Raw genomic sequence first — 26,462 nt, 5'->3', positions numbered from 1 at the left:
GCCCCGATCGTCCACGGGGGGACGATCGGGGCCGCTCGCGGGGTCCCGGCCGGGCGAGCCGGGCCAGGCGGGCCATGCCGGGCGGGCCAGGCGGGCCGGGCGGGGGCAGGCGGGCCGGGCCGGGCGCGCCGGACAGGTCAAGCAGGCCGGGCGGGTCAGGCGGGTCAGAAGACCGATTCGGCCTCGGACATCCGGCTCTCCGGCACGGTCTTCAGCCGCGTCACGGCGTCCGCCAGCGGCGACATCACGATGTCCGTGCCTCGCAGCGCGGTCATCTTGCCGAACTCGCCGCGGTGCGCCGCCTCCACCGCGTGCCAGCCGAAGCGGGTCGCGAGCACCCGGTCGTACGCCGTGGGCGTGCCGCCGCGCTGCACGTGCCCGAGGATGACGGGCCGCGCCTCCTTGCCGAGGCGGCGCTCCAGCTCGACCGCGAGCCGGTTGCCGATGCCCTGGAAGCGCTCGTGACCGTACTGGTCGATCTCGCCCTTCTTGTAGTCCATGGAGCCCTCGGCCGGGTGCGCGCCCTCGGCGACGCAGATGACGGCGAACTTCTTGCCGCGCGCGAAACGTTCCTCGACCATCTTGACGAGATCGTCGACCTGGAAGGGACGTTCGGGCAGGCAGATCCCGTGGGCGCCGCCGGCCATGCCGGACTCCAGGGCGATCCAGCCGGCGTGGCGGCCCATCACCTCGACGACCATCACCCGCTGGTGCGACTCGGCGGTGGTCTTCAGACGGTCTATGGCCTCCGTCGCCACGCCCACGGCGGTGTCGAAGCCGAAGGTGCGGTCGGTGGAGGAGATGTCGTTGTCGATCGTCTTCGGGACGCCGACGACGGGCATGCCGGCGTCGGAGAGCAGCCGGGCGGCGGTCAGGGTGCCCTCGCCGCCGATCGGGATGAGGACGTCGATGCCGTACTTCCGCGCCAATTCGGGCGCCGACGCGGCGGCTTCGGCCAGCCGGTTGCGCTCCAGGCGGGCGGATCCGAGGATGGTGCCACCGCGGGCGAGGATGCCGCTGACCGCGTTGAGGTCGAGGGGCCGGTAGTGCCCGTCGAGGAGACCCTTGAACCCGTCCTCGAAGCCGATGACTTCGTCGTGGTGGCCGGTCATCGCCCGGTGCACGACCGACCGGATCACTGCGTTCAGGCCGGGACAGTCGCCGCCTGCGGTGAGAACTCCGATGCGCATCGTGCTGTGTCTCCTGCTCGAGTAGTGGTACATGTGAGCTTTGTCGATTCTCCCACGTCCGGGGCCGCCGACGCGTTCGCGACCGCTCCGCGCGTCCGGCCCGCGCACCCGGCCGGTGCCCAGCCGGTGCCGGGCTCCCGGGGCCTGCCGATCCCCTCTTACAGGCCTTCCCTCCGGCGGGCGCCCTATCCATCCGCAGAGGTATTGTCAAGAGGGCATTGCCACTCTATCGGTGGTTTTTGAACACACTCGGTTGACAGGACTGGACAGGAGACCACGGCGTGACGCGCAGCGTGTACGTGACCGGGATCGACCGCGGGGACGGCCGCCAGGTCGTCGAGCTGGGAGTCATGGAACTCCTGACCCGCCAGGTGGACCGGGTGGGGGTGTTCCGGCCCCTGGTGCACGACGGTCCCGATCGTCTGTTCGATCTACTGCGGGCCCGCTACCGGCTCTCGCAGGACGCGTCGACCGTCTACGGCATGGACTACCACGAGGCGTCCGCGCTCCAGGCGGAGCGGGGCACCGACGAGCTGGTCTCCCGGCTCGTCGACCGTTTCCACGCCGTCGCCCGCGACTACGAGGTCGTCCTCGTCCTCGGTACGGACTTCGCGGCGACCCAGCTCCCCGACGAGCTGGCGATCAACGCCCGTCTCGCCAACGAGTTCGGCGCCTCCGTGATACCCGTGGTCGGCGGCAAGGACCAGCCCGCCGAGTCCGTACGGGCCGAGGCCCGCAACGCCTTCCGCGCGTACGAGGGGCTCGGCTGCGACGTCCTCGCGATGGTCGTCAACCGGGTGGCGGCCGACGACCGCGCGGCCATCGCCGAGCGCCTGGCGGCCCGGCTGCCCGTGCCCTGCTACGTGCTGCCCGACGAGCCGGCCCTCGCCGCCCCCACCGTCGCTCAGATCACCCACGCGCTCGGCGCCTCGGTGGTGCTCGGCGACGAGGCGGGCCTGGCCCGGGACGCGCTGGACTTCGTCTTCGGCGGCGCGATGCTGCCGAACTTCCTCAACGCGCTGACCCCCGGCTGCCTGGTGGTCACGCCCGGGGACCGCGCCGACCTCGTCGTGGGCGCGCTCGCCGCCCACTCGGCCGGGACGCCGCCCATCGCCGGTGTGCTGCTCACCCTGAACGAGCGGCCCAGCGAGGAGATCCTGACCCTGGCCGCCCGGCTCGCGCCCGGCACCCCGGTCATCTCGGTGGCCGGCAACAGCTTCCCCACGGCAGCCGAACTCTTTTCCCTGGAGGGGAAGTTGAACGCGGCCACGCCGCGCAAGGCGGAGACCGCGCTGGGTCTCTTCGAGCGGCACGTGGACACCGCCGATCTGCTCAAGCGGATCTCGGTGGCGCGCAGCGGCCGCGTCACGCCGATGATGTTCGAGCACGAGCTCCTGGAGCAGGCCCGCGCCGACCGGCGCCGGGTGGTCCTGCCGGAGGGCACGGAGGAGCGGGTGCTGCGCGCCGCCGACGTGCTGCTGCGCCGGGACGTCTGTGACCTGACGCTGCTCGGCGACGTCGAGACGATCCGCAAGAAGGCCGCCGACCTCGGCATCGACCTCTCCTCGCCGTCCACCCAGCTGATCGATCCGCAGACCTCGGAGCTGCGCGACTCCTTCGCCGGGAAGTACGCCGAGTTGCGCGCCCACAAGGGCGTCACGGTGGAGCTGGCGTACGACGTGGTCTCCGACGTCAACTACTTCGGCACGCTGATGGTGCAGGAAGGGCTGGCCGACGGCATGGTCTCCGGCTCGGTGCACTCCACCGCCGCCACCATCCGGCCCGCCTTCGAGATCATCAAGACGAAGCCGGACGCGCGGATCGTCTCCTCCGTCTTCTTCATGTGCCTGGCGGACAAGGTGCTGGTGTACGGCGACTGCGCGGTCAACCCCGACCCGAACGCCGAGCAGCTCGCCGACATCGCCGTTCAGTCGGCGGCGACGGCGGCCCGCTTCGGTGTCGAGCCGCGCATCGCGATGCTCTCGTACTCCACCGGCACCTCCGGCTCCGGCGCGGACGTCGACAAGGTGCGCGAGGCGACCAAGCTGGTACGGGAGTCCAGCCCGGGGCTGCGGATCGAGGGCCCGATCCAGTACGACGCGGCGGTCGAGCCGTCCGTCGCGGCGACCAAGCTGCCGGGCTCGGAGGTGGCCGGGCAGGCGACCGTGCTGATCTTCCCGGACCTCAACACGGGCAACAACACCTACAAGGCCGTGCAGCGTTCGGCCGGCGCCGTGGCCGTCGGACCAGTCCTGCAGGGCCTGCGCAAGCCCGTGAACGACCTCTCGCGCGGCGCGCTCGTCAGCGACATCGTCAACACGGTCGCCATCACGGCGATCCAGTCCCAGGGTCAGGAGCTCCCCGCATGACCGGCACCACCGCCACCGGAACCGCCGCCGGCGACACCGCTTCCCGTGTCCTCGTCCTCAACTCCGGCTCGTCGTCGGTGAAGTACCAGCTCCTGGACATGCGGGACAGCAGCCGGCTCGCGGCCGGTCTGGTCGAGCGGATCGGCGAGCAGACCTCGCGTCTCGTCCACACCCCGCTCAGGGGCGGTGGAGGGGACAAGCGCGAGCGGACCGGTCCGATCGCCGACCACGCGGCCGCGCTGAAGGCGGTGGCCGAGGAGCTGGCAGCGGACGGGCTCGGCCTCGACTCCCCCGAACTGGCCGCCATCGGCCACCGGGTGGTGCACGGCGGGCTGCGGTTCTCCGCCCCGACCGTGATCGACGACGCGGTGCTCGCCGAGATCGAGCGGCTGGTGCCGGTGGCACCGCTGCACAACCCGGCGAACCTCACCGGTATCCGTACGGCGATGGATCTGCGCCCCGACCTGCCGCAGATCGCGGTCTTCGACACCGCCTTCCACACGACGATGCCGGAGTCCGCCGCCCGGTACGCGATCGACGTGGAGACCGCCGACGCGCACCGCATCCGCCGGTACGGCTTCCACGGCACCTCGCACGCCTATGTGTCGCGCGAGACGGCGAAGCTGCTCGGCAAGGCGCCCGAGGAGGTGAACGTGATCGTGCTGCACCTGGGCAACGGGGCCTCCGCCTCGGCCGTCAAGGGCGGGCGGTGCGTGGACACCTCGATGGGTCTGACGCCGCTGGAGGGCCTGGTCATGGGCACCCGCTCGGGCGACATCGACCCGGCGGTCACCTTCCACCTCAAGCGCGTCGCGGGGATGTCGACCGACGAGATCGACGTCCTGCTCAACAAGAGGTCCGGCCTGGTCGGGCTCTGCGGCGACAACGACATGCGGGAGATCCGGCGCCGGATCGACGACGGCGACGAGCGGGCCCTGCTGGCCTTCGACATCTACATCCACCGGCTGAAGAAGTACATCGGGGCGTACTACGCGGTACTCGGGCGGGTGGACGCGGTGGCGTTCACGGCGGGTGTCGGTGAGAACGCGGCTCCGGTGCGGGAAGCTGCGATCGCCGGTCTGGAGGAGCTGGGCCTCGCGGTGGACGCCGACCTGAACTCCGTACGATCCGAGGAGGCGCGCCTGATCTCGCCGGAGTACGCGCGGGTGGCGGTCGCCGTGGTGCCGACGGACGAGGAGCTGGAGATCGCCACGCAGAGCTACGCACTCGTGCGAGGAGTGAACGCCTGAGCGGTCCCCCGCCCATTTGTACTTTCCGCCAGACGGAATATTCCGCAGTGAAACAAACCGATAGGATCCGCCTCATGCGCCGTTCCAAAATCGTCTGCACGCTGGGCCCCGCCGTCGACTCGTATGAGCAGCTGAAGGCTCTCATCGAGGCCGGCATGAACGTGGCCCGATTCAACATGAGCCACGGGACCCAGGCCGAGCACCAGGAGCGGTACGACCGTCTCCGCAGGGCGGTGGCGGACACCGGCCGCGCCGTGGGCGTGCTCGCCGACCTCCAGGGCCCCAAGATCCGTCTGGAGACCTTCGCGGAGGGTCCGGTCGAGCTGGTGCGCGGTGACGAGTTCACCATCACCACCGAGGACGTCCCGGGTGACAAGTCCATCTGCGGCACCACGTACAAGGGCCTGCCCGGCGATGTCTCCAAGGGTGACCAGGTCCTGATCAACGACGGCAACGTCGAACTGCGGGTCGTCGAGGTCGACGGTCAGCGGGTCAAGACGATCGTCGTCGAGGGCGGTGTCATCTCCGACCACAAGGGCATCAACCTGCCCGGCGCGGCGGTCAACGTCCCGGCCCTGTCCGAGAAGGACGTCGAGGACCTCCGCTTCGCACTCCGCATGGGCTGCGACATGGTCGCCCTCTCCTTCGTCCGCAACGCCGACGACGTCAAGGACGTCCACAAGGTGATGGACGAGGAGGGCCGTCGGGTCCCCGTCATCGCCAAGGTCGAGAAGCCGCAGGCCGTCGAGAACATGGAGGGCGTCGTCGCCGCCTTCGACGCGGTCATGGTGGCCCGTGGCGACCTGGCCGTCGAGTACCCGCTGGAGCGGGTCCCGATGGTGCAGAAGCGCCTCGTGGAGATGTGCCGCCGCAACGCCAAGCCGGTCATCGTCGCCACCCAGATGATGGAGTCGATGATCACCAACTCCCGCCCCACGCGCGCCGAGGCCTCCGACGTGGCCAACGCGATCCTGGACGGCGCGGACGCGGTCATGCTGTCGGCGGAGTCCTCCGTCGGCGCCTACCCGATCGAGACCGTGAAGACGATGTCGAAGATCGTCGTCGCGGCCGAGGAGGAGCTGCTCTCCAAGGGCCTGCAGCCGCTCGTGCCTGGCAAGAAGCCGCGTACGCAGGGCGGCTCGGTGGCCCGCGCGGCCGCCGAGATCGCCGACTTCCTCGGCGGCAAGGCGCTGATCGCCTTCACCAAGTCCGGTGACACCGCCCGCCGCCTCTCCCGCTACCGCGCGTCGCAGCCGATCCTGGCGTTCACGACGGACGAGTCCACCCGCAACCAGCTCACGCTGAGCTGGGGCGTCGAGTCCTTCCTCGCTCCGTTCGTGGAGACGACCGACGCGATGGTCGACCTGGTCGACGCGGAGCTGCTGAAGCTCCAGCGCTACAACGAGGGCGACACCATGGTCATCACCGCCGGTTCGCCCCCCGGCGTCCCCGGCACCACGAACATGGTGCGCGTGCACCACCTCGGTGGCGCCCACCCCCAGGCCTGACTCCTGGCAGCGGCATGACGAGGGCCCCGTCCGGATCGGACGGGGCCCTCGTGCGGCTCCCGGAAGGGTTCGTGCGTCAGCCGGCCTCAATCGTGTTGCGCAGGCCGGGGACCGTGAGCGTGCCGCCGAACTGGCCCGCCTGGACGACCTCCACGTCGGTGAAGACGGCGAACGGTACGTCGAGCGGCGGCGGGGTCTCGGGGCTGAAGGTGACCGGGATGATGCCGAAGAGGTTGCCCTTCAGCCGCTCCGTGTACATGGTCACCGTGCCGTTGCTCATGGTCGACGTCGAGCCCTTGTCGGACCGGACGTGCCCGGTGAAGCCGTCCGAGTGGACGGTGCGCTGGTGCAGGTCCTTGATGTCCACACCGTCCTTCGCGGTGAACTTCAGAACCTTCTTGATCTTGCCACCGCCCGTCTTCACCTCGACGATGCCGTGGTACTTGAGGCCCTTGAGGGTGAGCCGCGTGCTGTTCAGGATCCACGGCTCGTCCGGCAGGAGGGGGATGCCCGGCTCCAGTTCGGCCGCCGCGAGCGCCTCGGGGTCGGGCTCCGGGCACGGGAAGCGCGGCTTGGCGCCCTCGGGTATGTCCTCGTCCTTCTTGGCGTCGAGGCCCTTGGCGTCCTCCGACAGCTCCTCGACCTCGGCGCCCGCCTTGTCGGCGGCGTCCTTGATCGCCTTCTTGGTCGGGTCCTCGACCGCGTCCTGGGCCCCGTTGACCGGGGTGTCGGCCTTGCCGGCCGGCGTGCCCGTCTTCGTCGTGGTGGGGGTGGGCGCGGGGGCCGTCGTCGGCTTGCCGGCCGGGGTGGTGGCCGTCGGCGCCGGCGTGCCGGTCGGCGAGGGGTCGGGACCGTCGAAGAGGTCCTTGATCTTGTCGCCCACACCCAGCGGGTCGAGCGGGTTGACGCTCTTCGTCGCGGTGGGGGTGGGCGTGGGAGCAGGCGCCTGAGGAGTGGTGGCCCGTTGCTCCGTGGGCTTCGCGGTCTCGTCCGCCGAGGGGCTGGCGCCCGGTGCGGGCTTCTCCTGCTCCTCGGTGGCGTCCGGCTTCGGCTCCGTGGTCGCGTCGTCGGTCGCCTCGCCGGTCGGGGTCGCGGTCGCGGTCGCGCTGGCCGTGGGGTCGGGGGTCTCGGCCGGCTTCGTCGACTCCTCGGTCACCGGCTCGTCCGAGCGGGTCACGCACGGACCGGGCGCGAAGGGGATGTCCTTCTCGTCGGCGAGGGCGAGCTTCGGCGCCATGCCCATGCCCATGAGGACGGCGGTCGGCATGGCGGCCAGGGCCATCGCCTTGCCCGCGGGTCCCTGGATCTTGTTCAGCAGCGACTTGCGCGGAGCCGCGTGCCGCGGACCCCTTTTTGCCAGAGTGGCGCCGTCCCCAGCCGGCGCCGACTGCGTCGACTGTGTTTCGTCACCCCGCACTGTTCCTCCCGCCGTTGGCGTCGATCGTCGTTTCGGTCGCCTGCGCACCGGGACCCGTCAGCGGGTCCGGCTCCCCACCGGCGCGCTGCTCCGGGACCGGCAGCGGCAGGGCGGCGTCGACGCCCTCGTCGCCTTCCGGGCCCGACGGCGGACCGTCGTACTTGTGCTCGCCCATGGCGGCCTCGGCCCCGGCCCGCTCCGCGGAGTCCGCGGTCTCCTCGACCTCCGGGGCCGGGGCCCAGGCGACGGAGAGCCCGCCGCCCACCAGCGCCAGGGTGAATCCGATGAAGAAGCCGCCGAGGTTGGAGACCGGGATGGAGACGAGCGCCAGCACGATCGCCGCGACGCCCGCGAACACCCGGACGATGGGCTGGAACCACATCGTCAGTCCGAGCGTCACCAGGAGCACACCGATGATCAGCGCTCCGGCACCGCCCGTGGTCGCCATGGCGATCGTCATGTTGCCGAGTCGCAGGTCGGCGTACGGGAAGTAGGCGATCGGGAGGCCGCCGATCATGGTGAACAGACCGCCCCAGAACGGCCGGCTGCCTCGCCAGTCGTGGAAGCGGCGCTCGTTCGGGACTCCGCGGGAAGCAGTGGACTCGGCGCTCATGGAAAACAGCTCCCTGGAAGCGGTGTTGCTGAGAAGTAGAGAATGTGGCGCGATGGCCGGGAACGGGCGGGGCCGCACGGACGAACAGCGGCCCGCGCCCGCCGGGCAGTTACTGCCGGAGCGTCACCGAGTCCTACTCGGTGAAGCACTCCTTGGTGCCCTTGTGCAGCTTCAGGCTCAGGTTGCTGAGCTTGAACGTTCCGGCGGTGGTCGCCCACGCCTTCTGCTCCACGTTGGTCAGCTTCGCCGTCTCGGCGCGCTGCGAGAAGCCGTACGGGTTCGCCTGGGTGCCGGGCTGGATGCCCGGGTTCTTCAGGGATCCTGCGGCCACACCGATGTCGATGTTGCCGAACTCGGCGTCCGCCTTCAGCGAGGAGACATCGAGGTAGATGTCCTTCGCGTAGACCGGCTTCTTCGGGTCGGTACCGGCGCGCAGCTCCAGGGAGACGTTGCCGATGAACGGCACGTCCGGAGTCACGACCGACTGGCACATGTTGCTGATCCACGCCTCGGAGAAGCCCGAGACGCCCACCGGCTCAGCGAACGGCTTGCCGTGCAGGTCCTTGCCCGCCGCGACGCTGCCGTACTGGACGAAGTCCTTGCCGACGAGGCTGTCGGCCTTCACCTTGAACTCCTGGCCGGAGATGCTGAAGGACGCGGCAAGCGCGCCCTGAGCCAGGCCGACACCGATCGCGGCCGTCGCGGCCACGCTCGGCACCATGACAACGGCGAACCGCTTCCATCTGGTCCCGCCACGAACCTGGGACTTCATGAGAATCCTCCTTCTCGGACGTACATCTCCGGATGGGCCCAGGGCCCTCCTGGGATGGGAGAAGTGCTACGTCCTCGGGAAGAAGCGCCGAAACACCGGGCGCGAGGAGCGTCCGATTCACCGGCGATCACCCCCGAGCGACAACCACTGGCCACGCCTTGCGCGCAACCTCCTTGGACAGGCCCTGCCGGTGAGAGCAGGAACCCCCCTGTCCACGGCCGGCGTCACTGACGCCGACCCGCTCGGTGGGGACCTTCGCCGCGACCCGGTTGGTTGCCGGGCTGTGCGGTATCGGACCGAGCGTCGCCGATCGTGGTCCATTCCGGGCCGGGGCACAAGGGGGTTCGTTACTCACTAGTAACGGGTGGATAACCGCCCCACGACGGGCCGATGTCGCCCGGCCACACAGGGTGCTGCCAAGGGTGGGCACGAAGAAGGAGGATGAGGGTGATACCCGGACAGAAATCCAGGTTCGATTTACTGCAAGTAACAGCGGCCGCGATTACCAAGTTTTGGTAAAGCGCGGCCGCGTCATGTCACTCTGCCGCCAAATCGGCGGGGTCCCGGGCGGGCGGGAACCGGGTCAGAACAGCACCCGGGCGAGGGCCTGACGGCCCGCCGTCACCCGCGGGTCGTCGGGGCCGATGACCTCGAACAGCTCCAGAAGCCGCAGCCGCGCCGCGTCCCGCTGCTCGCCGGCAGTGCGGCGCACGGCGTCCACCAGGCGCCCGAAGGCGTCCTCGACATGACCGCCCACCAGATCGAGGTCGGCGGCGGCGATCTGCGCGTCCACGTCGGCCGGGTCGTCGGCCGCGCTCTTGCGCACCTGCTGCGGGTCCATCTCCTGCACCCGCGCGAGCAGCTCGGCCTGGGCCAGGCCCAGCTTCGCCTCCGGGTGACCGGGGTCGTCGGCGAGCACATTCTTGTACGCCTGGACGGCGCCGGCCAGGTCACCGGCGTCCAGCGCGGACATCGCCGCTTCGAGGAGCGCGTCGTACGGCCCGGCCGGGACGGGGGCCGCGGCGGCGGCGGCCGCACCCTCGGCCGAGGGGTCCACTGCGATGCCGGTCAGGCCGAAGCGCTCCTCCCCGACCTGGATCAGCTGGTCCAGGGTCTGCCGGATCTGCGCCTCGGGCGCCGCGCCCTGGAAGAGCGGCAGCGCCTGGCCGGCGACCACCGCGAAAACGGCCGGAATTCCCTGGATGCCGAACTGCTGCATCAGCATCTGATTGGCGTCGACGTCGATCTTCGCCAGCAGGAAACGGCCGTTGTACTCCACGACGAGACGCTCGAGGAGGGGGCCGAGCTGCTTGCAGGGTTCGCACCACTCGGCCCAGAAGTCGATGACGACCGGAACCTCGGCGGAGCGCTGGAGGACATCACGCTCGAAGCCGGCCTCGTCGACATCGATCACCAGGGCAGAAGGGGCGACGGCCGCCGCGCCACCCTGCCGGGCGGCTTCGGCGCGCGCCTGCTCCGCCTTGGCCTTGGCCTCTCCGGCCGCCTTCACCGCGGCGAGGTCGACGACGCCGCTCATGGACATGTTTCTGGGCTGCATGGGTACATCCTCCCCCTTCCGCGCGCGTAACCGGTAAGCCATGGCTGAACCGTGCCGCCCGCAGGCCTCCCGCCGGTGTGCGAGACGTACGGACGTACACGGTTCATTGTTTCGATGCACCGGGTCCCCACCCGGCGCGCGTGGTTGTCGCTGGGGCCGCTCAAAGCCTTTCGCTACAGGTCGTAGCGTAACTGGACCAGGCGCGCGGAGGGAAGGGCCCCCCGGTGAACTGGCTCACATCACGCACCTCTGGCGCGATACCTACCGGCGGGTATGGTCGATCCCCATGTGCAGCCGTACCAGCCCCCGCCCCCGCGCCACGGGCCGCCCCGGTCGGCCCCGCTCCGCCGAGGCCGACACCGCGATCCTGGAGGCGACCCGCGCCGCCCTGGTCGAACTGGGGTGGTCCAAGCTGACGATGGGAGACGTCGCCACCCGGGCGGGCGTCGCCAAGACCACGCTCTACCGGCGCTGGGCGAACAAGAACGAACTCGTCGTCGACGCCGTCGCCGTCCTCTTCGACGAACTCGAACTCCCGGACCTGGGAAGCCTGCGGGCCGACATCGAGCACGTGGTGCTGCAGTTCGCCGCACTGCTCCAGCGGCCGGAGACCAAGACCGCGCTGATGGCCGTGGTCGCCGAGTCCACCCGGGACGAGCCGCTGCGCGAGCGGATCCGCGCCTCCATAGTGGACCGCCAGAAACGGCTCGTCCTGGAGGGCCGCCAGCGCGCCCAGGAACGCGGCGAACTCCCCGCCGACCGGGACCCCGGGGCGATCGACGGCACCGACGACCTGATCTTCGACGTGATAGCCGGCGCGGTGGTCCACCGCGCCCTCGTCAGCGCCGAACCGGTCGACCAGACCTGGGTCCAGCGCTTCACCGCCCTGCTGCTCGGCGGCCTCGGCGCGGCGGCGGCCCAGGCCGCTCCGGGCGCCCAGGGGCTGTCCGCCGGACCGGGGCCGGACAGACCCTAGAAACCCGGGGGTTCCGTATAGACCCCCCACTCCTCGCGGAGCACGTCGCAGATCTCGCCGAGCGTGGCCTCCGCCCGTACCGCGTCCAGCATCGGTCCGATCATGTTCGAGCCGTCCCGCGCGGCGGCCAGCATCGCGTCGAGCGAGGCCCGCACGCGGGCGTCGTCACGGCGGGCCCTGCGCTCGCCGAGGACGCGGACCTGCTCCCACTCGACCTCGTGGCTGACCCGCAGGATCTCCAGGTCGCCGGTGACCGAGCCGTGGTGGCGGTTGACGCCGACGACCCGCTTGTCGCCCTTCTCCAGGGACTGCTGGTACCTGAAGGCGGATTCGGCGATCTCGCCGGTGAACCAGCCGTCCTCGATGCCGCGCAGGATGCCCGAGGTCATCGGTCCGATGGGATGCCGGCCCTCCGGGTGGGCCTGCCGGCCGCGCTCCTTGATCTGGTCGAAGATCTTCTCGGCGGCCGCCTCGATCCGGTCGGTGAGCTGCTCGACGTACCAGGAACCGCCCAGCGGGTCGGCCACGTTGGCGACGCCGGTCTCCTCCATCAGCACCTGCTGCGTGCGCAGCGCGATCTCGGCGGCCTGCTCACTGGGGAGCGCGAGGGTCTCGTCGAGGGCGTTGGTGTGCAGCGAGTTGGTGCCGCCGAGGACGGCGGAGAGGGCCTCCACGGCGGTCCGTACGACGTTGTTGTACGGCTGCTGGGCGGTGAGGGAGACACCGGCGGTCTGGGTGTGGAAGCGGAGCCACTGGGCCTTGTCGGTCCTGGCTCCGTAGACCTCCTTCATCCAGCGGGCCCAGATCCGGCGGGCGGCGCGGAACTTGGCGATCTCCTCGAAGAAGTCGAGGTGCGCGTCGAAGAAGAAGGAGAGGCCGGGGGCGAAGACGTCGACGTCCAGGCCGCGGGAGAGGCCGAGCTCCACGTAGCCGAAGCCGTCGGCGAGGGTGTACGCGAGCTCCTGCGCCGCCGTCGCCCCGGCCTCCCGGATGTGGTAGCCGGAGACGGAGAGCGGCTTGTAGGCCGGAACGCCCCGCGCGCAGTGCTCCATCAGGTCGCCGATCAGGCGCAGGTGCGGCTCGGGCTGGAAGAGCCACTCCTTCTGCGCGATGTACTCCTTGAAGATGTCGGTCTGGAGCGTGCCGTTGAGCAGGCCCGGGTCGACGCCCTGGCGCTCGGCGGCGACCAGGTACATGCAGAAGACGGGGACGGCCGGGCCGGAGATCGTCATCGACGTCGTCACGTCGCCGAGCGGGATGTCCTTGAAGAGGACCTCCATGTCGGCGGCGGAGTCGACGGCGACGCCGCAGTGGCCGACCTCGCCGAGCGAGCGCGGGTCGTCGGAGTCGCGGCCCATGAGGGTGGGCATGTCGAAGGCGACCGAGAGCCCGCCGCCGCCGTTGGCCAGGATCGTCTTGTACCGCTCGTTGGTCTGCTCGGCGTTGCCGAAGCCGGCGAACTGGCGGATGGTCCACGTCCGGCCGCGGTAACCGGTCGCGTGGAGCCCCCGGGTGAAGGGGTACTCCCCGGGCCAGCCGATGCGCTCGAAGCCCTCGTAGGTGTCCCCGGGCCGGGGCCCGTAGACCGGCTCGACCGGGTCGCCGGAGAGCGTGGTGAAGTCCGCCTGCCGCTTGCGGGCCTTGTCGTAGCGGGCCTGCCAGCGTCGGCGGCCTTCTTCGATGGCGTCAGCGTCCATACCCTCGAATTTACTAGGACGTCCTAGTATCTGTCGACGGCAGACCGCCGTACACATCCGTACGGCGGTGCGTGTTACGCCTTGACCGTGGCCGGCTCGGCGCCGTCGACCAGCGGAAGCGTGTCGCGGACGACCTTGCGCTCGACGAAGAAGGCGGCGAAGGGAATCGTCCCGGAGAGCAGCACCCAGAGCAGCCGGCCGAAGGGCCACTTCGCCTTGGAGCCGAGGTCGAAGGCGAAGATCAGGTAGATGATGTAGAGGACACCGTGGGTCTGGGAGACCGCGAAGGTCACGTCCTCGCCCATGTCGAACCCGTACTTGAAGACCATGCAGGTGCACAGCACGAGCAGCATGACGGCGGTGACGTACGCCATGACGCGGTAACGGGTCAGCACGCTGGATTTCATGCCGTCGAGCGTAACGGCCCGATCCGGGCGATCTTCGCGCGGCCCCTCCCCGACGGCGCGGGCACGCTACTTCTCCTCGAAATCCCCCGCCGCGACCCGCAGGGGACGCAGCATCGCGAAGATCTCGGCGCACTCCTCGGCGTCGTACACCCCGAGCCCGAAGTCCATCGCCATCAGGTCCCGGGTGGCCGCCTCGACCACCTCGCGGCCCTTGTCCGTGATGGAGGCGAGGGTTCCGCGACCGTCGTTGGGGTTGGGCCGCTTGGCGACGAGACCGGACCTCACCAGCCGGTCCACCGTGTTCGTCACGGACGTGGGATGGACCATGAGCCGCTCGCCGATCTTGGACATCGGCAGCTCGCCGGCCTTCGAGAAGGTCAGCAGCACCAGCGCCTCGTAGCGGGCGAAGGTCAGCCCGTACGGCTTGACCACGGCGTCGACCTCGGCGAGCAGGATCTGGTGCGCCCGCATGATCGAGGTGATCGCGCCCATCGAGGGTACGGGGCCCCAGCGGTTCTGCCAGAGCTCGTCGGCGCGGGCGATGGGGTCGAACGGGAGACTGAGCGGCTTCGGCACGCGTCGACCTTACCCACTGGTCACATGCTGGTCAGCCCCGTCTCGCACTTCGGTCCGTTTCCCGTGCGGTCGCGGTCGTGTTCGCGGTCGCGGTCGCGGTCGCGCGCACCTCGGCCAGCGGGGCCAGGACGCACCCGGTCCCGAGCACTCCGGAGCCGACGACCACGAGGTGGACGCGGAGGAACCCGGCGGCGGCCATGCCGACGCCCTGGATCGTCATCATGCGGCGGTCATCAGCGTCATGGCCCCGCCGCGCTGCCCCTCGGGTACGGCGGCGACGAACCAGGCGTCGAGACCGAGGGCGTACGCGCCGGTGGCGCCGGCCAGGAGGAGGGGCGAGGACCGCGAGGGCGACGCCGGGCTCGACGGCGTGCAGGAGGAAGGGCGGCAGCCCGGGCGCGACGATCCGTGCCGGCGCACCTGTCCGTCCTCCGGGAGGCGGGGCTGCCCACCTCGCGCCGGTACGGACACCAGGGTGCGGGACGAGCGGACCCCGCTGGGGATCGCGCCGGCGGCGGACACGGTGTCGCACCCGACCACGGAATAACCGGTATGTGACGATGGCGCGGTCTGTCCCGTACCCGACCCTGGGGGCCGGATGTCCCGCCGTACGCTCTCCGCCGCGCTGGCCCTGACCTGCGCCCTTCTCCTCGCCGGATGCGGCGGTGGGGAGCCGGCCGGGCCCACCCCGGCCGCTGCGCCCACCACCCGCGGCGAGGCCGTCGCCCCGCCCGGCGGCTCCCCCTTCTGGGTCGACCCGGACAGCGACGCGGCCCGCCAGGTCAGGCAGTACGAGGCGCAGGGCCGCGCGGAGGACGCGAAGCTCCTCCGGCGGATCGCGGAGCGGCCGGTCGCCGAATGGCCCGCGGGCGACGATCCCGTGCCGGAGATCGCCCGGGCGGTGCGCGGGGCCGCGGCCGGCAAACGGACGGTGGTCTTCGTCGCGTACAACATTCCGCACCGTGACTGCGGGATGTACTCGGCGGGCGGCGCGCACGACGCGCGCGCGTACCGGGACTGGGTGGACTCCTTCGCCTCCGCCATCGGGGACGCGCCCGCGATCGTCGTCCTGGAGCCCGACGCGGTCCCGCACATCGTGGACGGCTGCACGCCGGGCCAGTACCACGACGAGCGCTACCGGTTGCTCTCCGAGGCGATCGACCGGCTGAAGCGCCAGTCGCACACACGGGTCTATCTGGACGCGGGCAACCCGGCCTGGATCGACGACCCGGGCAAGCTGGTGGAGCCCCTGCGGCGGGCGGGCATCGCCCGGGCCGACGGCTTCTCGCTCAACGTCTCCAACTTCCAGACCGACGACACCGTGAAAAGGTTCGGCGCCCGGCTGTCCGGGCTGCTGGGCGGCGCCCACTTCACCGTCGACACCAGCCGCAACGGCGACGGTCCCCTCCCGGGCGACCGGGAGGAGGCCTGGTGCAACCCGCCGGGCCGCGCCCTCGGCGTCCCGCCGACGGACCGGACCGGGGACGAACTGGTCGACGCCTACCTCTGGATCAAGCGCCCCGGCGACTCCGACGGCCCCTGCCGCGGCGGCCCCTCCGCCGGCACCTGGTGGCCCGACTACGCCCTCGGCCTCGCCCGCCGGGCGAAGGCCTGAGGGCCGGTGGGCCGGTGGGCCGGTGGGCCGGTGGGCCCAGGCAGCCGGCCTGAGGCTCAGCGCACCTGCACCCACCTCGCCTCGGACGGCGTGCCGTCCCCATCCGTCACGAAGAGCATGTACCAGCCGGGCGGGACCAGAGACCTGTCCTGCGGGATCTCCACCGTGATCGAGTCCGACCGCTTCGTCAGGCCCAGCTCCACCGAGCGCTGTTCGACGTCCGTGGTGTGGGTGACGGCGCTCGGGCGCATCAGGCGCGCTTTCGTGACGCGGGGGGCGTGTCCGGTCTGGAAGGTGGCGCGGCCGTTCTGGTCGATCTCCCGGGGGCCCTCACCGAGGACGGGGCGGTCGGGGCCCGCCTTGTGCAGGTAGGGCGGGGTGAAGACCTCGATCCGCTGCTCGAACGTGCCGAGCTTGGTGTTGTCCTTGTCGTCGAAGAGCGGGTCGGAGCCGAAGGTGGCGACCCGGCCGTCGGGGAGCAGCAGCGCCTCGGAGTGGTAGTTGCGGCTGACCGTCGGCTCGGCGGCGGCGGTGAAGGCGTTGGTTCTCGGGTCGTAGAACTGCGCCTTGAGGATGTCGCTGCCGCTGCGGCCGCGGTACTCCCGCGAGCCGCCGGTGGTGAAGACCGAGTCGTCGGGCAGGAGCACGCTGCTGAGGTAGCGCGTGCCCTGCGGGAGGGCGGGCCCGTCCCGGAAGACCGGGGTCTCCTCGGAGAGGTCGATGATCGACGTACGGGGTGTGGACTTCGGGGACTCCCCGACCCCGCCGCCGCCGAGGACCATGACCTTCTGGTTCTGGACCGGCGGGAGCATGAGGGAGGCGGAGGTCTCCAGCTGGTCGGGGTCGGTGAGCCCGCCGAGCTTGGTGAAGGAGTTCTTCTCCAGGTCCCACAGGCCCGGCTCGCGGCCCTTCTCCGCCGGCCCGTAGCCCGCGTTGGAGCCGGTGTAGAGGAGCTTGCCTCCCTTGGTGAGGAAGAGAGCCGGGTAGGTGGGAAAGTACCGGAAGGGGCCCTTGGACCACTGCTTCGTCTCCGGGTCGTAGATCTCGTTGTCGCCGGGGACGACGTCGCCGACGTCGTTGAGCCCCGAGACGGCGAGGACCTTGCCGTCGTCGAGGGCGACGAGGGTCGGGTACCAGCGGGCGTCCCTCATCGGGGCGACGGGCACGTACTTCTCGGCCTTCGGGTCGAACTCGTACGCGGCCTTGATGCCCTGGAAGTCCTGCTTCTCGGTGGTGAGCCGCTGCGCGAGGCCGTAGACGTTGTCGACGTCCTCGCCCTCGAGGCCGACGACCTCGTACTGCGCGGCCTCGGTGGTGAGCGCCTGCGCGCCCTCCTTCTTCGCCTCGACGAAGACCCGCGCCTCGGCGGCGGTGACCTTGGTCCGCCAGGGCTTCATCTGACCGCTCCTGGAGTACGAGATCTCGAACTCGCGCTTGGCCCTGGGGACCGTGACGTCGAACTTCGTGACGTACTCGACGCCCGAGGGCGAGCGGAAGACGGTGCCCTTCCTGAGGGTGACGGCCTTGTCCGGGTTCTCGTTCTTGACCCGCATCCCGCCGCCGGCCTTCTTGACCTCGCCGTCGAGGATCTCGTAGCGGGCGGTTCCGCCGGCGACCAGGAGACGGCCGTCGGGGAGGTGGGCGTGTCCCGAGCAGAAGAAGTCCTCGGGAGTGGGGACCTTCTTGAAGGTGTTCTTCTTCGGGTCCCACAGAACGGTGTCGAAGGTGCCGGAGTCGAACTTCTCCTGGTCGTTGCCGGAACCGGCGATGAGCAGCACCTTGCCCGTGTGCAGCAGGGCGGCGTGGATGGCGTTGACGTCGTACCCCTTCGGGACGTCGACCTGCGCCCAGGAGCCGAACCGCCGCTGGTAGCCGGGCTGAGCGATCTTGTACGCGTGGTACTTCTCCTCGACGAAGGAGATGGCGGCGGGGGCGTTGAGCGAGGCGAGGACCACGACGGCGCCACTGCCGAGAAGGGTCTTCTTGAGTTTTCGCGGCGGCCGGTGGGCCATGGCTCAATTCCCTCCGGTCGTCGTGGGCGCGGGGGCGGTGGTGGGCGCGGGGGCGCTGGGTGCGGCCGTCGTCGTCGTCCTGGTGACCAGGGCGGGCACGCGGCGCCGGCCCCGCAGAGTCGTCCAGCTCCATACGGCGACCGGGGAGAGGGAGACGACGAGGGCGAGGACGGCCCAGGTGCGCATGGCCGCGTGGGTGTGCCCGAAGCGGACCGAGGCGATGAGGGAGGCGGTCAGGATCGCGGCCCAGTAGAGGTGGACGCGGAACGTGGAGACCCGGTCGGGGCTGGCCTCACCGCCCTTGGGGGTGACGACGAACCGGCCGTTGGTGCGCAGGACCGCCGAGCAGAGCGACCGGAGGTAGATCGGGGCGGAGAGCGCGGACATCGCCATGCCGGCGAGCCCGCCGGAGCCCTCGGGTTCGTGCGGCGAGACGTTGTGCCGCCGGTTCCACAGGTACAGCCCGACCTGCAGGGCCACCGCGTCGCTGTAGATCATCAGCCAGACCGCGGAGGAGACCTGGGTGCCGGACGCCCCGAACCAGAGGAACAGCACGCAGCTGAGGATGCCGAGGAGCCAGTTGATCGCCGTCATCGGGTAGTAGACGAGCATCAGCGTGTAGTTGAGGAAGCGGCCCGGCGGAGTCCGCAAGGGCGCCTTCCAGTACTGCCTGATCAGCGTCTCGTACGTCCCCCGGGACCAGCGCAGCTGCTGGGTGAAGAAGTCCGTCCAGGACGCCGGCCCCTCGCCGACGGCGAGCACGTCGGGGGTGTAGACGGAGCGCCAGAAGCGGCCGGTGAGCGGGTTCCTCCTGCGGTGCAGCTCGAAGCCGGTGGCCATGTCCTCGGTGATGGAGTCGTACAGGCCGTGGACCTGCCTCAGGGCGGAGATGCGTACGACGTTGTTGGTGCCGACGAACATGGGCGCGTGGTAGCGGTTGCCGGCCCGCTGTATCAGCGCGTGGAAGAGGAATTGCTGGGACTCGGCGGCCTTGGTGACCGGTGAGTCGTAGTTGCCGTAGACCTGCGGGCCGACGACGAAGGCGACGTCCGGGTCGCGGAAGTAGCCGAGCATCCGCTCCAGGAAGTTCGGCAGCGGTACGTGGTCGGTGTCGACGGAGGCGAAGAAGTCGTAGGCGCCGCCGTGCATCGCGATCCAGGCGTTGTAGTTGCCGTGCTTGCTCCGCGCCTTGTGGGCGCCCTTCGCGCGGTTCCACTCGGGGACGCCGGCGCGGGTGAAGTGCCGGACACCGAGCTGCGCGCAGAGGGCCTTGGCCTGATCGTCGTCGCCCTCGTCCAGGAGCCAGACGTCCAGCCAGCCGTTGTGGCGGAGCCGTATCGCGCCCTCCAGGGTGGACCGGACCATGGAGAGGGGTTCCTTGCCCGGCACGTAGGTGGTGAGGAAGGCGACGCGGGTGCCCTGCTCGGCGTACACGGGTATGGGGTCGCGCGCGACCATCGTGGCGTGGGCGATGGAGGCGACGTTCACCAGCATGAAGAGGCAGACGAGGCCGATCGACACGAGCATGACGGTGTCGAGCCTGACGAGCCACCGGTCGCCGCCCTCACGGACGGTCCAGTGGCTGGGCCAGACGAGGTACGCGAGCAGCACCGCGGAGAGGACCGGCGCGAGGCCCATGAGGAGGACGGCTCGTACGCGGTGCGGCTCCTGCGAGAGCAGGCTCCGGTACTGGACCTGGTAGGACGCCGTGTCCGGCTCCGTGAGAGGACCGGCGAGTCGGCTGTAGGAGTCGTAGTCGTAGCCTTCCGGCCGCACGGTGCCTCCAGCTGTCGTCGAACAGGTCGATAAGCTCACAGAAGTGGAGATCATTGGGCATGTCGACCGGAATCGGCCGAGTGGGCGGTTTTTGGGCGTACGGCCGTTCCGGTGACGAGACAGGGCCGTTCGGGGCCCCGGGCGGGGCGAGCGGGCGGGGCGGACGGACGGACACGACGAAGCCCCCGGCCGATCGGGCCGGGGGCTTGAGTCGTAGCGCACGCACCTGCGTACGCCGGAGGGTCAGGCGGAGAGGTGGCGCTCCACGGTCTCGACCTTGGAGGTCAGCCCGTCGGTCACCCCGGGCCGGATGTCGGCCTTGAGGACGAGCGAGACGCGCGGGGCCCGTGCCTCCACGGCGGCGACGGCGCGCTTCACCACGTCCATCACCTCGTCCCACTCCCCCTCCAGGGAGGTGAACATCGCGTCCGTACGGTTCGGCAGCCCGGATTCCCGTACGACCCGGACGGCGTCGGCGACGTACTCGCCGACGTCCTCGCCGACGCCGAGCGGGGTGACCGAGAAGGCGACGATCACGCGTTCACCGTGCCCTCGCGGCGGGCGCGGGAGGCGATGACGGCGTCCTGGGCCTCGTGCTTGAGCTTGCGCTCGGCGAAGAAGCCGCCGAGGGGCAGCACGGAGAGCAGGAAGTAGAGCGCCGCCGTCTTGAGGTTCCACTTGGTGCGGTTCCAGGCGTCCAGCCAGAAGAGCACGTAGAGGATGAAGAGGATGCCGTGGATCGCACCCATCACCGGTACCGCGTTGAAGTCCGTGGTGCGCTTGAGCACCGAGCAGACCAGCAGCAGAAGGAACGAGACGGCCTCCGGCGCGGAGACGAGCCGGAGCCGGTGGAGGGAGGAGGCGGTCTTGATGTCCACGGGGTCACCTTCGGTGGGAGGGGCCGGTGATCTTGTGAATAGATGCACAAGCGTCGGCCCATTGTGGCACCCGACTTTGCTGTCTCTTTATCCGGGGGCCCCGTAACCTCCCTTCGTGGCTACGTTCCGACTCCAAGGCAGCAAAGTGCTCGCCGTCGACATGACAGGCGACTGGGTCAAGGCGAAAAACGGCTCCATGGTCGCTTACGACGGCCAGATGGCCTTCAAGAAGATGTCCGGCGGCGGCGAGGGCCTGCGCGGCATGGTCACCCGCCGGCTCACCGGCGAGCAGATGGAGGTGATGGAGGTGAAGGGGCAGGGGACCTGCTGGTTCGCCGACCGCGCCTCCGAGATCAACCTCGTCTCCCTGCACGGCGACAAGCTCTACGTCGAGGCGAGCAATCTGCTCTGCACCGACGCGGGGCTGCGCACCGGTACCACCTTCACCGGCCTGCGCGGCGGCGCGACCGGCAACGGCCTCTTCACGACGACCGTGGAGGGCACCGGCCAGGCGGCGCTTCTGTCCGACGGCCCGGCCGTGGTGCTGCGCGTGTCCCCGCAGTACCCGCTCTCCGTGGACCCCGGCGCGTACATCGCCCACCAGGGCAACCTCCAGCAGTCCTTCCAGTCCGGTGTGACCTTCCGCACCTTCCTGGGCGAGGGCGGCGGCGAGGCCTTCCAGATCCGCTTCGAGGGCGACGGGCTCGTGTACGTGCAGCCGAGCGAGCGGAACACGATCGGGGGCGAACTGTGAGCGACGCACGCACGGCCACCGGCCCGCGGTCGACGACGAGGCCCGCACCCGCGCGCCGCGCGGGCGGAGAGGGAGGCACCTTCCGGGCGTCAGCTCCGGGGGAGAGCGAAGGGGGGCGGGTCTGATGCCGTTCCGCGAGATCAACTCGAAGATGGTCGAGGCCACGGTCGTCCCCGGACAGCGCATGTTCAGCCAGCGGGGCGCGATGCTCGCCTACCGCGGCGACGTCACTTTCACGCCGAACATGGCCGGCGGCCAGGGCGGTGTGATGTCGATGATCGGCCGCCGGGTGGCCGGGGAGGCCACCCCGCTGATGACGGTGGAGGGCAACGGCACCGTGATGTTCGGGCACGGCGGTCACCACATCCAGGTGATCCAGCTGACCGGCGACACCCTCTGCGTCGAGGCCGACCGGCTGCTCGCCTTCGACGGCACCCTGGAGCAGGGCACCATGTTCATGGGCTCCCAGGGCGGCGTCATGGGCATGGTCCGCGGTCAGGTGACGGGCCAGGGCCTCTTCACCACCACGCTCAAGGGCCACGGCGCGGTCGCGGTCATGGCCCACGGCGGGGTGATCGAGCTGCCGATCACTCCCGGGCGGGCGGTCCATGTGGACCCGCAGGCGTACGTCGCACACCACGGGGACGTGCGGAACAAGCTCTCCACGGCGCTGGGCTGGCGCGACATGGTGGGGCGCGGCTCGGGCGAGGCGTTCCAGCTGGAGCTGAGCGGCAGCGGCGCGGTGTACGTCCAGGCCTCGGAGGAGAAGCTGTGAGCACCCCGGTGATCCACGACCCGGCGACCCTTCCGTCGGACGACAACGTCAACCCGTACACCTTCTGCGTGGAGCTCAAGGGCTCCCAGTGGTTCCTGCAGAAGGGGAAGATGATCGCCTACTACGGGCGGATCGACTTCAACGGCATCGGCCACGGCCGGCTCGACCGGCTGGTCCGTACGTCCTTCCACTCGCCGCTGCACGCGAGCGACTGGGTGGTGGCCGAGGGCAGCGGCAAGATGCTGCTCGCCGACCGGGCCTTCGACGTGAACTCGTTCGACCTGGACGAGGGCAATCTGACGATCCGTTCGGGCAACCTGCTCGCCTACCAGCCGACGCTGGCCCTGAAGCAGTCGATCGTGCCGGGTTTCGTGACCCTGATCGGCACGGGCAAGTTCGTGGCGGCCTCGAACGGCCCGGTGGTCTTCATGGAGCCGCCGCTCCGGGTGGACCCGCAGGCGCTGGTGGGCTGGGCGGACTGCCCTTCGCCGTGCCACCACTACGACCACGGTTACATGACGGGCGTCATGGGCGGCGTACGCGCCCTGACGGGGATCGGTGGCACCTCGGGCGAGGAGCACCAGTTCGAGTTCGTGGGCGCCGGCACGGTGCTGCTCCAGTCGACGGAGCTGCTGATGCAGGACCGCGCCGTCGGCGGCCCGCCGCCCCAGCCGGGCGTCCCGGGGCACCACGGACCGTCCGGTTCCAGCCATGGCCAGCAGGGCTCGGTACCGCGCCTTCCCGGACAGCTGGGGGACCTGCAGCGTCGCTTCGGGCTGTGAGCGGTAGTCTGCGGAGTGTGACGCCCTCGAACGTGTGCACCCGTACGTCGGGGCCCCGGGTGCCAGGTGTCACATTCCCGCAGTTCGTCCAGTATTCAACTTCTTAGGTAGAATCCATATATGGAGACCGAGACGGCCACCCCCTGGCTCACCGACGCCGAGCAGTGTGCGTGGCGCACATATCTGGACGTCAACAGGATGCTGACGTACCAGCTGGAGAAGGACCTCCAGCCCTTCGGCCTGACCATCAACGACTACGAGATCCTGGTGAACCTCTCGGAGTCGGCCGAGCGGCGGCTGCGCATGAGCGATCTGGCGGCGGCGACGCTGCAGTCCAAGAGCCGGCTCTCGCACCAGATCACCCGCATGGAGAACGCGGGCCTGGTGCGCCGGGAGAACTGCGAGTCCGACCGTCGGGGGCTGTACGCGGTCCTGACGGACCACGGCATGGACACCATGCGCAAGGTGGCTCCGCACCACGTGGAGTCGGTGCGCAAGCACTTCATCGACCAGTTGAGCCCCGAGGCGCTCGGGGACCTCCACACCTCCCTGAAGCCGGTGGCGGAGCAGCTGCGAGGCCGCAGAGGCAAGCCGTAACGACGAGAAAGAAGGCCCGGTACGCCTCCGCGTACCGGGCCTTCTCGGCGTACCGCGCCTTCTCGCGTGCCGTCGGTCAGTTGCCCGTCAGGCTCGCGATCAGTTCGTCCGAGGCGGCGTACGGGTCCAGCTCGCCCGCCACGATGCGCTCCGCGAGCGCGTCCAGGCGGCGGTCGCCGTGGAGGTCGCCGATGCGCTCGCGGAGGGCCGTGACCGCGATCGTCTCGACCTCGCGGGCCGAGCGCGAGCGGCGGCGCTCCGCGAGCACCCCGTGCTCCTCCATCCAGGCACGGTGCTTCTCCAGCGCCTCGACGACCTCGTCGATGCCCTCGCCCCGGGCCGCGACCGTCTTGACGATCGGCGGCCGCCAGTCGCCCGGGCCGCGCGCCTCGCCGAGCCCGAGCATGTGGTTCAGCTCCCGGGCCGTCGCGTCCGCGCCGTCCCGGTCCGCCTTGTTGACGACGTACACGTCGCCGATCTCCAGGATGCCCGCCTTCGCGGCCTGGATCCCGTCGCCCATACCCGGGGCGAGGAGCACCACCGACGTGTCCGCCTGGGAGGCGATCTCCACCTCCGACTGGCCGACGCCGACCGTCTCGACGAGGACCACGTCGCAGCCGGCCGCGTCCAGGACGCGGATCGCCTGCGGGGCCGCCCAGGCGAGCCCGCCCAGGTGGCCGCGCGTCGCCATCGAGCGGATGTAGACGCCCGGGTCGGAGGCGTGTTCCGACATCCGGACCCGGTCGCCGAGCAGCGCTCCGCCGCTGAACGGGGACGAGGGGTCGACGGCGAGGACGCCGACCCGCCTGCCCGCCCGGCGGTAGGCGGCGACCAGCGCGGACGTCGACGTGGACTTGCCCACGCCCGGCGAACCCGTCAGGCCCACCACGTACGCCCCGCCGGTCAGCGGTGCGAGCTCCGCCATCACCTCGCGCAGTTGCGGGGACGCCCCCTCCACCAGTGAGATCAGCCGGGCCACGGCGCGCGGCCGGCCCTCCCGTGCCTGGGCGACCAGTTCGGGGACGTCCACCATGTTCAACCGCTCCTTGGTTCCGGTGCTACTTGCCGGGTACGCGAACGATCAGAGCGTCACCCTGACCGCCACCGCCGCACAGCGCCGCCGCGCCGACACCGCCGCCGCGCCGCTTGAGCTCCAGCGCGAGATGCAGCACCACACGGGCGCCGGACATGCCGATGGGGTGGCCCAGTGCGATGGCCCCGCCGTTGACGTTCACCTTTTCCGGGGTGACGCCCAGGTCCTTCATTGACTGCACGGCGACCGCGGCGAAGGCCTCGTTGATCTCGATGAGGTCGAGGTCCTCCACCGCCAGGCCCTCCTTCTTGAGGGCGTGGGCGATCGCGTTGGACGGCTGCGACTGCAGCGAGTTGTCCGGACCGGCCACGTTGCCGTGGGCGCCGATCTCGGCGATCCACTCCAGGCCCAGCTCCTCGGCCTTCGCCTTGCTCATCACGACCACGGCGGCGGCGCCGTCGGAGATCTGCGAGGAGGTGCCGGCGGTGATGGTGCCGTCCTTGGCGAACGCGGGGCGCAGCTTGCCGAGGGACTCGACGGTGGTCTCGCCGCGGATGCCCTCGTCCTTGGAGAAGACGACCGGCTCACCCTTGCGCTGCGGGATCTCGACCGGGGTGATCTCCGCCTCGAAGATGCCGTTCTTCTGGGCGGCGGCGGCGCGCTGGTGCGACAGCGCGGCGATCTCGTCCTGCTCGGGGCGGGCGATGCCGAGGCGGGTGTTGTGCTTCTCGGTGGACTCGCCCATGGCGATGTTCTCGAAGGCGTCGGTGAGGCCGTCGTACGCCATCGCGTCGAGCATCTCGATGGCGCCGTACTTGTAGCCCTCGCGGGACTTCGGCAGCAGGTGCGGGGCGTTGGTCATCGACTCCTGGCCGCCGGCGACGACGATGTCGAACTCGCCGGCGCGGATCAGCTGGTCGGCCAGCGCGATGGCGTCGAGCCCGGAGAGACACACCTTGTTGATGGTGAGGGCCGGGACGTTCATCGGGATGCCGGCCTTGACGGCGGCCTGGCGGGCGGGGATCTGGCCGGCGCCCGCCTGGAGCACCTGCCCCATGATCACGTACTGCACCTGGTCGCCGCCGATGCCGGCCCGGTCGAGCGCGGCCTTGATGGCGAAGCCGCCGAGGTCCGCACCGGAGAAGGACTTGAGGGAGCCGAGCAGCCGTCCCATGGGCGTGCGGGCGCCCGCGACGATCACTGAGGTGGTACCGGTCGTTCCAGACATGAGGCACAGCCCCTTGAGATGAGGAGTGAACGAGGGTTTACCGCCAATGTACTGAGCGGTGCCGTACGCGGTCACCGGGCAGCCGGTGTGATCGCGCGCACGTTGCGTAACCACCTCCCGGGCGTTGCACTGGGACCATGCTGACGCGAATCGACCACATCGGGATCGCCTGTTTCGACCTCGACAAGACTGTCGAGTTCTACCGTGCGACCTACGGTTTCGAGGTGTTCCACTCCGAGGTGAACGAGGAGCAGGGCGTCCGTGAGGCCATGCTCAAGATCAACGGCACCTCGGACGGCGGCGCCTCCTACCTCCAGCTTCTCGAACCCACCCGCGAGGACTCCGCGGTCGGGAAGTGGCTGGCCAAGAACGGCGAGGGCGTGCACCACATCGCCTTCGGGACCGCCGACGTCGACGGCGACGCCGCCGACATCCGCTCCAAGGGCGTACGGGTCCTCTACGACGAGCCCCGGATCGGCTCGATGGGCTCCCGTATCACCTTCCTCCACCCCAAGGACTGCCACGGTGTTCTGACCGAACTCGTCACGTCCGCCGAGCCGTCGGCGGACCACTGAGCCGTCCACTCCTCGGCGGAGCACTGACCTCCGGATTCCTGGCCCGGTAGAGTGGGCGGCTCCGGGCCGGGGCCGGTCGGTGCCGCATGCCATGCGGCGTCGAA

26 protein-coding genes are annotated in these 26,462 nt (G+C 70.4%); 10 read left to right on the top strand and 16 right to left on the bottom strand.

Translation table 11 applies throughout. From position 1 onward, the window contains the following. Positions 1 to 164 precede the first annotated feature (164 nt). Positions 165 to 1,190 (bottom strand): ATP-dependent 6-phosphofructokinase, encoded by a 1,026-nt coding sequence (locus IE136_RS25135; protein ID WP_158990592.1) that lies wholly within the window; start codon positions 1,188 to 1,190, stop codon positions 165 to 167. Between the two features lie 281 nt (positions 1,191 to 1,471). On the opposite strand from IE136_RS25135, the gene pta reads away from it, so the two are divergent. The 3 genes from pta to pyk all read left to right on the top strand — a co-directional run bounded on the left by pta (position 1,472) and on the right by pyk (position 6,317). Beyond that, positions 1,472 to 3,559, top strand: a complete 2,088-nt coding sequence (gene pta, locus IE136_RS25130) for a phosphate acetyltransferase (RefSeq protein WP_158990590.1) — start codon at positions 1,472 to 1,474, stop codon at positions 3,557 to 3,559. Next, a complete protein-coding gene (locus IE136_RS25125; protein WP_189601481.1) occupies positions 3,556 to 4,809 on the top strand; it encodes an acetate kinase in 1,254 nt (417 codons plus the stop codon). Before pta ends, IE136_RS25125 begins: the two co-directional genes overlap by 4 nt. Positions 4,810 to 4,883: 74 nt before the next feature. Further along, a complete protein-coding gene (pyk, locus tag IE136_RS25120) occupies positions 4,884 to 6,317 on the top strand; it encodes a pyruvate kinase (RefSeq protein ID WP_158990586.1) in 1,434 nt (477 codons plus the stop codon). Positions 6,318 to 6,393: 76 nt separating this feature from the next. Here the strand turns inward: pyk and IE136_RS25115 are convergent, their stop codons facing one another. The 4 genes from IE136_RS25115 to IE136_RS25100 all read right to left on the bottom strand — a co-directional run bounded on the left by IE136_RS25115 (position 6,394) and on the right by IE136_RS25100 (position 10,677). After that, positions 6,394 to 7,734: a hypothetical protein gene (locus IE136_RS25115; RefSeq protein ID WP_229819118.1), complete on the bottom strand. Its 1,341-nt coding sequence runs from the start codon at positions 7,732 to 7,734 to the stop codon at positions 6,394 to 6,396. Continuing rightward, a complete protein-coding gene (locus IE136_RS25110) occupies positions 7,724 to 8,347 on the bottom strand; it encodes a DUF6114 domain-containing protein (RefSeq protein WP_189601480.1) in 624 nt (207 codons plus the stop codon). The genes IE136_RS25115 and IE136_RS25110 overlap by 11 nt, the downstream gene beginning before the upstream one ends. A gap of 133 nt (positions 8,348 to 8,480) precedes the next feature. Further along, entirely contained in the window at positions 8,481 to 9,119 is a 639-nt protein-coding gene (locus IE136_RS25105) for a DUF6230 family protein (protein WP_158990582.1), read from the bottom strand. A 583-nt stretch (positions 9,120 to 9,702) separates the two neighbouring features. Then, the gene (locus IE136_RS25100) at positions 9,703 to 10,677 is read right to left on the bottom strand and encodes a tetratricopeptide repeat protein (RefSeq protein WP_189601479.1); all 975 of its coding nucleotides are present in this window, start codon (positions 10,675 to 10,677) and stop codon (positions 9,703 to 9,705) included. 286 nt (positions 10,678 to 10,963) lie between these two features. Between IE136_RS25100 and IE136_RS25095 the strand changes: the two genes are divergently transcribed. Continuing rightward, on the top strand, positions 10,964 to 11,653 hold the full coding sequence (locus tag IE136_RS25095; protein ID WP_158990578.1) for a TetR/AcrR family transcriptional regulator: 690 nt from the start codon (positions 10,964 to 10,966) through the stop codon (positions 11,651 to 11,653). Here IE136_RS25095 and icmA read toward each other — a convergent pair. The 5 genes from icmA to IE136_RS25070 form a co-directional block, all read right to left on the bottom strand. Beyond that, entirely contained in the window at positions 11,650 to 13,350 is a 1,701-nt protein-coding gene (gene icmA, locus IE136_RS25090) for a coenzyme B12-dependent isobutyryl-CoA mutase large subunit (protein WP_189601478.1), read from the bottom strand. The genes IE136_RS25095 and icmA overlap by 4 nt on opposite strands. Positions 13,351 to 13,424: 74 nt before the next feature. Beyond that, positions 13,425 to 13,757 (bottom strand): DUF3817 domain-containing protein, encoded by a 333-nt coding sequence (locus tag IE136_RS25085; RefSeq protein WP_158990574.1) that lies wholly within the window; start codon positions 13,755 to 13,757, stop codon positions 13,425 to 13,427. Between the two features lie 66 nt (positions 13,758 to 13,823). Continuing rightward, on the bottom strand, positions 13,824 to 14,333 hold the full coding sequence (locus IE136_RS25080) for a MarR family winged helix-turn-helix transcriptional regulator (protein WP_158990572.1): 510 nt from the start codon (positions 14,331 to 14,333) through the stop codon (positions 13,824 to 13,826). 31 nt (positions 14,334 to 14,364) lie between these two features. Further along, a complete protein-coding gene (locus IE136_RS25075; protein WP_189601477.1) occupies positions 14,365 to 14,556 on the bottom strand; it encodes a hypothetical protein in 192 nt (63 codons plus the stop codon). Continuing rightward, a complete protein-coding gene (locus IE136_RS25070) occupies positions 14,553 to 14,855 on the bottom strand; it encodes a hypothetical protein (RefSeq protein WP_189601476.1) in 303 nt (100 codons plus the stop codon). Before IE136_RS25070 ends, IE136_RS25075 begins: the two co-directional genes overlap by 4 nt. Before the next feature lie 76 nt (positions 14,856 to 14,931). On the opposite strand from IE136_RS25070, the gene IE136_RS25065 reads away from it, so the two are divergent. Next, on the top strand, positions 14,932 to 15,948 hold the full coding sequence (locus IE136_RS25065) for a glycoside hydrolase family 6 protein (RefSeq protein WP_158990570.1): 1,017 nt from the start codon (positions 14,932 to 14,934) through the stop codon (positions 15,946 to 15,948). A 56-nt stretch (positions 15,949 to 16,004) separates the two neighbouring features. Here the strand turns inward: IE136_RS25065 and glxA are convergent, their stop codons facing one another. From glxA to IE136_RS25045, 4 genes are all read right to left on the bottom strand, one after another. Next, a complete protein-coding gene (gene glxA / locus IE136_RS25060; RefSeq protein WP_189601475.1) occupies positions 16,005 to 17,960 on the bottom strand; it encodes a radical copper oxidase GlxA in 1,956 nt (651 codons plus the stop codon). Between the two features lie 3 nt (positions 17,961 to 17,963). Then, positions 17,964 to 19,790 (bottom strand): glycosyltransferase family 2 protein, encoded by a 1,827-nt coding sequence (locus tag IE136_RS25055; RefSeq protein WP_189601474.1) that lies wholly within the window; start codon positions 19,788 to 19,790, stop codon positions 17,964 to 17,966. Positions 19,791 to 19,979: 189 nt separating this feature from the next. Then, positions 19,980 to 20,273, bottom strand: coding sequence for an MTH1187 family thiamine-binding protein (locus IE136_RS25050; RefSeq protein ID WP_158990564.1), 294 nt, complete (start codon positions 20,271 to 20,273; stop codon positions 19,980 to 19,982). Beyond that, positions 20,270 to 20,614 carry a DUF3817 domain-containing protein gene (locus tag IE136_RS25045; RefSeq protein ID WP_158990562.1) on the bottom strand — a complete coding sequence of 115 codons (345 nt, stop codon included), beginning with the start codon at positions 20,612 to 20,614 and terminating at the stop codon, positions 20,270 to 20,272. The genes IE136_RS25050 and IE136_RS25045 overlap by 4 nt, the downstream gene beginning before the upstream one ends. Positions 20,615 to 20,729: 115 nt before the next feature. On the opposite strand from IE136_RS25045, the gene IE136_RS25040 reads away from it, so the two are divergent. The 4 genes from IE136_RS25040 to IE136_RS25025 all read left to right on the top strand — a co-directional run bounded on the left by IE136_RS25040 (position 20,730) and on the right by IE136_RS25025 (position 23,522). Further along, positions 20,730 to 21,368, top strand: coding sequence for an AIM24 family protein (locus IE136_RS25040; RefSeq protein WP_158990560.1), 639 nt, complete (start codon positions 20,730 to 20,732; stop codon positions 21,366 to 21,368). Between the two features lie 124 nt (positions 21,369 to 21,492). Beyond that, positions 21,493 to 22,143, top strand: coding sequence for an AIM24 family protein (locus tag IE136_RS25035; RefSeq protein WP_158990558.1), 651 nt, complete (start codon positions 21,493 to 21,495; stop codon positions 22,141 to 22,143). Next, a complete protein-coding gene (locus IE136_RS25030; RefSeq protein ID WP_158990556.1) occupies positions 22,140 to 22,925 on the top strand; it encodes an AIM24 family protein in 786 nt (261 codons plus the stop codon). Before IE136_RS25035 ends, IE136_RS25030 begins: the two co-directional genes overlap by 4 nt. 120 nt (positions 22,926 to 23,045) lie before the next feature. Further along, a complete protein-coding gene (locus tag IE136_RS25025; protein ID WP_158990554.1) occupies positions 23,046 to 23,522 on the top strand; it encodes a MarR family winged helix-turn-helix transcriptional regulator in 477 nt (158 codons plus the stop codon). 76 nt (positions 23,523 to 23,598) lie between these two features. Here the strand turns inward: IE136_RS25025 and meaB are convergent, their stop codons facing one another. Then, the gene (meaB, locus tag IE136_RS25020) at positions 23,599 to 24,555 is read right to left on the bottom strand and encodes a methylmalonyl Co-A mutase-associated GTPase MeaB (protein ID WP_158990552.1); all 957 of its coding nucleotides are present in this window, start codon (positions 24,553 to 24,555) and stop codon (positions 23,599 to 23,601) included. 25 nt (positions 24,556 to 24,580) lie between these two features. Next, positions 24,581 to 25,783 carry an acetyl-CoA C-acetyltransferase gene (locus IE136_RS25015; RefSeq protein ID WP_158990550.1) on the bottom strand — a complete coding sequence of 401 codons (1,203 nt, stop codon included), beginning with the start codon at positions 25,781 to 25,783 and terminating at the stop codon, positions 24,581 to 24,583. Positions 25,784 to 25,920: 137 nt separating this feature from the next. Here IE136_RS25015 and mce point away from each other — a divergent pair, with 137 nt between their 5' ends. Continuing rightward, positions 25,921 to 26,358: a methylmalonyl-CoA epimerase gene (mce, locus tag IE136_RS25010; RefSeq protein WP_158990548.1), complete on the top strand. Its 438-nt coding sequence runs from the start codon at positions 25,921 to 25,923 to the stop codon at positions 26,356 to 26,358. Positions 26,359 to 26,462: the final 104 nt, after the last annotated feature.

Source organism: Streptomyces lateritius (assembly GCF_014649715.1).
In the GTDB taxonomy this organism is placed as follows: Bacteria; Actinomycetota; Actinomycetes; order Streptomycetales; family Streptomycetaceae; genus Streptomyces; species Streptomyces lateritius.
Note: the sequence above shows the minus strand (reverse complement) of the source record. Positions and strands in the feature narration are given on the sequence as shown.